Below are 7491 nucleotides of genomic sequence, written 5' to 3'. Positions count from 1 at the left end.
CGGTGCTGGAAATGGCCCCTGCGATAAGTCAGATTAACCAGGCCAACAGCCAGATGCAGGCGCTGAACAGCGCAGCTGTTGCCGCCGGAGCGCTGGTCTGCGACATCAATACCCAGATTAGTCTCGTAACCGACAAAATCAAAGATCTCCAGTCTTCGGTCTTGCTGGGTAGTGCTCCGCAGGGAGTGGCATTTACCTCAGGTGAACATCTTCAGCTCAGCAGTACCCGCAATACCATGATCAATGCCGGTCAACATCTTGATATCGGTGCAATGAAAAATCTTTCTGTAACGGTAGAAAAAGCCCTGGGTATGTTTGTCCATAAAGAAGGGGCTAAGCTGGTTGCCAACCAGGGAGACATCGAGATTCAGGCCCAACACAACACGATGGCACTGTTTTCTGAAAAACAGCTGACGGTGACCAGCAGTGAAGACGAAATTATTATCAGCACCCCGGAAACCCTGACGCTAAACGGTGGCGGGTCTTACCTGAGACTGAGTAAGAACGGTATTGAGCATGGTTCATCTGGTGAGTTCATCATGAAAACATCTGACTATCTGGTACCAGGTTCGGGCGCAAATCTTCCCAACGAAACACCCAATTTCAGCCTGACGGATATCACCCAGGAAAGCAAAATCAGCAGCAAGTCATTTAACGACTGACAAGGAGTGTGAATCGTGTCTGTATTACCCAAAATTGTCTGGCCGATCCCCTCCAACAGTCGGGGAAGTGAGTTCAAAAATCAGGAAGAGATCCTCTCTCATGTCGGGGGGGAATCCACCGGGCAGTATATGATTGGCCGAAGTGGGATGTGGCATGGCGGGATCCATATCACGGAAGCCACGACTCCGTGGTGTGCTCTTAGCGGCAGGTCGCCTCTTGAAGCACTGGATTTCCCGGTCCCCTTTAAAGGTGAGCAGGCTGTGCGATGCATGGCTGACGGTGAAGTGATTGCTTATCGTGTCTGCAAGGATTATCTGACGCTTGCATGGGAATCCGGCCCACTGAGCTTTTCCGGTTCGTTTGTTCTGGTTAAACACTTTATTCAACCGGGAGAGAAAGAATCCAACGGGCTGCATTTCTACACCCTGTATATGCATCTTGCGCCGTATTCAGCTTATGAGGCTGAAGCAGAAAATCAGTGGGTCATTCAGGATACTCTAAGAGCATATTCTGAAATGGACTGGCTGACGGCGAAACTGACTTCAGATAAAACATCTCCACAAATTGCCGGACACATGCCTAAAGGGGCAAGAGTGGAGTGGGACCCGGCAGACAGCAATCTTAAGACCACAGGAAATAACAAGCGAGAATATGGCCTTGTAACACTGAAAGGATTACCAGAAAAAAACAGCAGTACCCTCACACCTGGTCAGCGCTATTGGGTTGTTGTGGATAACAACAATATTAAGCCAGCGCCGGGGGCCGGTCCAGGCTGGTGGCGCCATTTGCTTCCTCCCGCAAAGGAAGTCATGGTATTCGATAAGACAGTAAGTCTCAGTTCTCCATTTGCTATTAAGGCCGGTGACCCGATTGGCCACATGGGCTACTATCAGGCACCAAAAGATGGTGGTTATGAGGCACGATACCAGGTTCATATCGAATGCACGAGCATGGATGATAATCTGGAGAAATTCCTGACCAACCCAGAAAAAGTGGGGGAGAAAAACCCGCTCTGGTTGAAGTATTCTCCTGGCCTTGCTCTTTTCACAAAAGATGTTGCGAAGGGCACCTTCGCAAAGGGCTCGACGTCGACAACGCGGACAGGCATTCTACCGTTGAGTAAGGTCACAACTGAAACGGATAAATCAGCAAAACAGGAATACTGGCAGCTAAGACCAGAGAATGCCTACGCCCCCAAAGGCCAGGCAGAGCCTCAACTGTTGTCACAGTATGATTTGGCAAAGTTGGGTTTCAGAACTGAAACCGCAGAGCCTGCCAGCTTTGATTACCTGGATGGAAAAAACCAGCCTGTTGGATTCTTCCGCAGCCTTATCAACTCACTTTACGAGGCAGCGACCGGTGATACCCGAACCAGTCATGCCCTGGTGAAGCATAATTATCAGCGCCTTCTTGATAAAATTGATAGTGGAAGCGACCGTTACTCTCCAATGGAATACTGGAGAGCACTTCATAATCCTGACTATCGTGACGTTGTTCAGAAAACAATCGTAAAACATCCCAGCGACTGGTACTTCAAAAAAGGCGATGCTATCTGGCAACCATTCCTGAATGCGCTTAAGAAAGACGCTCCGGAATGGAAGAAATACAGCGAAGATTTCCTTGATAAAATGGCATGGATGCAGGATGTCACCACGGAGAAGCTGGGCCCCTCGTTATGGCATATGCATCCAATAATGTTTTTGGGAACCTTACGTCAACAACAAAGATACGTCATCAAATATACAAATTATTCTTCTACTCTTAAATCCGCGCTCGATAAGCAAATGGCTCTAGGCAGTCGAAATCCATTGCATGGGCCACAAATTGGGACAAGCAATGGGTTTGTTCCAGTTAGTAGAGAAAAGGTTTCATCTTATTTGGATCCAGTACCTTATGAAAAAGGTGAAAACCCTAACATGTTCCAGTTTATGATTTTAACTTCTTATGTTGGCATCCCTAAATCAGCAATAGCATCAGTTCTTAAGGGACAAGGAATATTAGATGGGAAAGAAGATGCTTTTATTCAGGCAGCAAAAGAAAATAATGTAAATGAGATGTATTTAGTTGCCCATGCCATTGTTGAGACCGGACATGGAACCAGCATCCTTGCAACAGGCAATCGATATAATGGCAGACCCTATTACAATATGTATGGCGTTGGAGCTTATGATGGAGTTGCTGTTTCAGAAGGGACTCGTTTTGCAGCACAAAACAACTGGGATACGCCAGAGGCTGCAATTATAGGTGGCGCTGCATTCACATCAAAGAATTTTTTCTCTCGGGGCCAAGATACACTTTATAAAATGAGATGGAATCCACAATCTCCCGGCGTGCATCAATATGCCACTGCTATTAACTGGGCAGAGACGCAAGCCAGTATTATATATAAAATGGCAGTCAAATCCCCAGATAATACAATCTACTTTGATTATCCAATTTATTCGAGGTGACTATGAAGATCAAAACAATAATTAGTGCTATTATTTTATTCATTTCGCATTCAAGTTTTGCTGATTCGAGTTGCTCCTTATCGCCTGAATCTATGGCCCCCTCATCTGAAATATCGCTAAAAATAAATCAAGTCAAGAGTACTGACAGAGTTTATTTTTACACAAAACCAGAGGAAAAATGCAAAACAAAAACATTTGTTGTCAATAATGACAGGCTAATATCGTTTAAAAAGCATAATGATTTTGAATATATTGCATACATTAACAAGTCAGGTTCGACAGTCAATGGGTGGGTGAAAAGCGAAAATTTATCTGAAATTCAGTATCCTGATGAGTTTATAAGTGCAGGTGACTATATCGTGAATTTAGATAACGTGAATATAGCACTCGGACAGACTGTGTCTGTAGTCAAAGACGAAGTACTGGCAAAGACAGGGAAGAAAGTCAAACTTAATATGATTGGTAGCTATAACGATGCAACCGTATTCGGCGTTGATTTCCCGTATAATAGAGATGCGGTAGTCTATGTATCTGATCTGAATCATTCTGTGCGTAATAATGCAGAAGAGTCCGTGTCGCAGATTAGTATATATTCAGGAAAATATGAAACAAGTAAGGGAATCAAGATTGGTGATGACTTGCATTCGGTTGTGCAGAAATATGGTGCAGATGGTATTACAGGCACTCAGGATGATGGGATTAAAACTTTGAGCTTTCAATACATTGACATGGATTTAACCTTTTCATTTAACGCTAGTAACAAAGTCGACTCCATTGTGTATGTGCTTTTACCGTGGTCATCTGCAATAAAAGACTTGCAATGCTCCAACAACATTTCCTTACTTAACAGAATCAGCAAAATTAATCATTGCAATTAAGTGCTTACGTTAGTCGATGAAATCAAGGAGAGGTGCAAATGACGCCCCATAAAAAAATAATGGTTTCATTACTTTTTTTGTTGCCGTTCTCTATGTCTTTTGCTGCAAGCCCTGAACAGTGCAACGCATATTTTACTGAGTTAGTGAGAAGCAGCAATTTTCCATTTAAGGAATGGAATATAAAACCCAAAGAAGTAAACCTAATAATTGACGAGGATGATGATTCAATTATAAGCGCGAAATTAGTGGTTGATACTGATGGTTCAGGCACAATTGGATGGGTTTTATTTGATAAACTTAAAGCCGAGTTGTTTAACACAACCATTGACCCAGAAAGCCCAATTAAACTGACTTATAACAATGAATACGAAAAAGCTCAAAAGTATTGTCTTTCAGGTGAGGTTATTTATCAGGTTCAAAGTAAGAAACGTGTGTACTTTTTTGAGAAGACTGATTCCGGAATGAAAAAAACAAACACTTTCATTGTCAATGGAGATTATGTTAAGCGATTTGAAACACAGAATAAATACACCAAAGTGTCTTATCAAACAAAGTCAGGGACTAACGTTACAGGCTGGGTTGAGTTGGCCTCACTGAGACAAATTGACTTTAAAAGCTCCTGGTAAGAAACACATACTTCATTATTCAACAGTAGCGATCCCATAGAATGGACAGTGGTTTACAAAGAGCCGGATATGCAACTGATCCAAATTATGCCAATTCATTAATTGCTCTCATGAGAAGCCAGGGCGTTATATAATGAAAATTATATTTGCACTTCTAATTTCTTTGTTGTCATTCACCAGTCAAGCTAATGATTTTTGTTCAAAATTGTCTACAAAGGCGGATGATGAAAGAGCAATAATTCAAAGCTCTGAGTCGGGATATAAAGCATCGGGGGAAGGGCGTGTTTATTTTTATAGCGCGCCGAGTGAAAAATGTCGCATAAAAAATACGTTCATCATTCCTGGCGACTTAGTAAATGCTTACGCTGATTTCGGCGATTATACTTATATTATGTATTTCACTAAGGATGGTAAAGATGTTGAAGGTTGGGTGAGAACCGACCGTTTGGTGGAAACAGGTACAGGTATTGGCCCATCAGAAGAAAACAAAGGTGAGTAATAATAGTATGCTGTATAGGGGCGTAATGAGAGGTTTTTACATAAAAATAGTCAGTGTATTAATCTTGTCATCAATGGCATCCAGAGGCATTGCCGCTGAACATTGTACCGGCGGCCCGAATCATTATCCCTATAATAAACATCAAACTCCAACCCAGGAAAAAGTCCAATCGGCGGATTCAAGTAAGAGAGTTTATTTTTACTCACTCCCCAAAGCGGAATGCAAAACCATTACTTTTGTTATTAATAACGAAAAGTTACTTAAGTATAGAGATGAAAATGGTTTTTCATATGTAAACTACATCAATAAAAATAGTGAATTAATTGATGGTTGGGTGAAGAAAGAGAACATAATCCCAGATAGTGATTCTGTTAATGGATTATCGTACACTGACTTCAAATGGAACACGCCTGAAGGTCAGATAAGTCTTTTAGGGAAAGCAACGCCAGAACTTAATGCATGGATTAAAGAAAAGGGTTTCAATGTTCCTGAACCAGGAAGTCACGGTTTTATTAAAGGATTTGAAACTTGGGTGCTGTTGATTCAGGGGGTGAGCGTAAGTATCTCCCAAACAAATAGCATTATTGAAAAAAGAACAGGATTTAACGATAGCTTTATATCTGAGATTTCATTTTTTGATAACAAATTCAAAACCGTTAGAGGGATATCTGTAGGTGATGCATGGGATAAGGTTGTTTCGACGTATGGAAATAAGAGCCGATTAGATAAACTTAGCCAGTGCAGGTACTATCAGTATTTTGATATGAGATTAAATTTTTGCTTAGATTCGAAAAATAACATTCAATCAATATCATTCAATGATTATCCTGTAGAGCCAAAACAGTAATATAAATTATTCAATGTGATTAATATATTGCGAGACAATATATAATTGATGATGATTATATAATCTCAGCAATTAACGTAGAAACGCCAGCGTATTCTACCTTACGCGGAATAAAAGTTGGCGACCCTGCTGATAAAGTGTTTAAAGCCTATCCTGTGAATCAGGCACAAATTACACCTGAAAAAATCAGTTACACGCTAGGTGATATGTATCTGGATTTCACACTAAAAGCTAACAAAGTAGCATCAATTAACATGGGGATACCTATCCCTGGAGAGGAATAATATGCTTCAGATAATCAGAAAAGGCGATAAAACATCCCACGGCGGTTCTGTACTGACCGCTTCTGAAACGATGAAATTCGGTGGTATCGGCGTTGCCCGTAAAGGCGACAAAGTTTCCTGCCCGGTCGAGGGGCACGGGCCAACAACCATCGTCGAAGGTAATCCTGATTATCTTGACCATGGTATCCCGGTTGCCTTTCACGGTCACAAATGCGCCTGTGGTTGCACGTTGATCAGTTCATTTGCCGCAGCAAAGGTTGCCTGATTATGCCCGTCTGGCTGGATGCCATCCCTGAAAAGGCCCCTAAGATACCCCGTCCCGGCACCGGGCGTTGGCTGCTCTTTCTCGCGTTTGTCATGCTGGGGGGCATAGCGCTTACTCTGTGGTGCTGGACATCAGAGCGAACCGGATTTGTCTTCTGGTTCACCGCTCTGGGCCTTCCTTTTTGCACCTGGGGGCTTCTTTTCGGTTTACGTAGGGTTGCCTATAAAGCAGAGCAGGTTGGAGCTGAGTCGCGTAATGTCGACCGTGAAGCTCTCATCGACAGTGAAATTCTTCGCGGTCAGCGCTGCGCATGGATCCTCGGTACATACATTCAGTCCCCGACCGGAAACAAAGCCGATGACCTACTTGAGGCAATGAAAGCCGCAGCCCCCGCTATCGACTTCTCCCACCCGAGAGGATGTGACAAACCTGTCAGATACGCGGCATTAACTGAATACCAGTCTGATTTAACAAAGGCCCTGACGGCGGCGGTGACTAAACTGACCACGCGTGTCGAAGGGATCGTTCAGCCGCTTCCATCGGAGCTGCCATGCTGGCTGGTGCTGGATTGTGATAACGACCTGTACCCCTTGATTGAAGAGCAACTTAAGGCCGATCTCTCACTCAAGACGGGCAGGATTTTTCGTCTGATGTCCGGAAAAGGGCTGAGCGCATTCGATGCCTGGCTGGACAAGCGATGGGACAATCCAGGCATTCTGGTTGCCATTACGCTGTCGTTACCGGCGTCTCCCCGGGAAGATGACGCAGATGCCGTCTCGATGGTGGTATTGAGCAACCGTAAAGCCCACGCCTGGCCGGATGCACTCCGCCTTAGTCGCCCCGAAAGGGGAACAGAAACAACGCTCACAAAGACACTCACCCGGGCGCTGCTCTGGGCGAAGACCAGACCCGATGAACTCAAAGGAAGCTGGATCTCCGGTCCTACATTGACCTCCGGAAGCGGCTGGAATAATGCCTG

Annotated in this window: 8 protein-coding genes; all 8 read left to right on the top strand. The window is 43.8% G+C overall.

What is annotated here, in order from left to right:
• Positions 1-662 (top strand): DUF2345 domain-containing protein (locus QQF33_RS03230; RefSeq protein ID WP_285157360.1); only part of this gene is annotated, 662 nt, incomplete at its 5' end.
• Between the two features lie 15 nt (positions 663-677).
• Positions 678-3113 carry an N-acetylglucosaminidase gene (locus QQF33_RS03225; protein WP_285157359.1) on the top strand — a complete coding sequence of 812 codons (2436 nt, stop codon included), beginning with the start codon at positions 678-680 and terminating at the stop codon, positions 3111-3113.
• A gap of 2 nt (positions 3114-3115) precedes the next feature.
• The gene (locus tag QQF33_RS03220; RefSeq protein ID WP_285157358.1) at positions 3116-3991 is read left to right on the top strand and encodes a hypothetical protein; all 876 of its coding nucleotides are present in this window, start codon (positions 3116-3118) and stop codon (positions 3989-3991) included.
• A gap of 38 nt (positions 3992-4029) precedes the next feature.
• On the top strand, positions 4030-4617 hold the full coding sequence (locus QQF33_RS03215; protein WP_285157357.1) for a hypothetical protein: 588 nt from the start codon (positions 4030-4032) through the stop codon (positions 4615-4617).
• 133 nt (positions 4618-4750) lie between these two features.
• Positions 4751-5116, top strand: a complete 366-nt coding sequence (locus QQF33_RS03210) for a hypothetical protein (RefSeq protein ID WP_285157356.1) — start codon at positions 4751-4753, stop codon at positions 5114-5116.
• Positions 5109-5963, top strand: coding sequence for a hypothetical protein (locus QQF33_RS03205; RefSeq protein WP_285157355.1), 855 nt, complete (start codon positions 5109-5111; stop codon positions 5961-5963). The genes QQF33_RS03210 and QQF33_RS03205 overlap by 8 nt, the downstream gene beginning before the upstream one ends.
• A 285-nt stretch (positions 5964-6248) precedes the next feature.
• Positions 6249-6512 (top strand): PAAR domain-containing protein, encoded by a 264-nt coding sequence (locus tag QQF33_RS03200; protein ID WP_285148504.1) that lies wholly within the window; start codon positions 6249-6251, stop codon positions 6510-6512.
• Between the two features lie 2 nt (positions 6513-6514).
• A partial coding sequence (locus tag QQF33_RS03195) for a hypothetical protein (RefSeq protein ID WP_285157354.1) occupies positions 6515-7491 on the top strand: 977 nt, incomplete at its 3' end.

Source organism: Lelliottia wanjuensis, from assembly GCF_030238365.1.
Classification (GTDB): domain Bacteria; phylum Pseudomonadota; class Gammaproteobacteria; order Enterobacterales; family Enterobacteriaceae; genus Enterobacter; species Enterobacter wanjuensis.
This window is presented reverse-complemented; position numbering and strand designations above follow the sequence as displayed.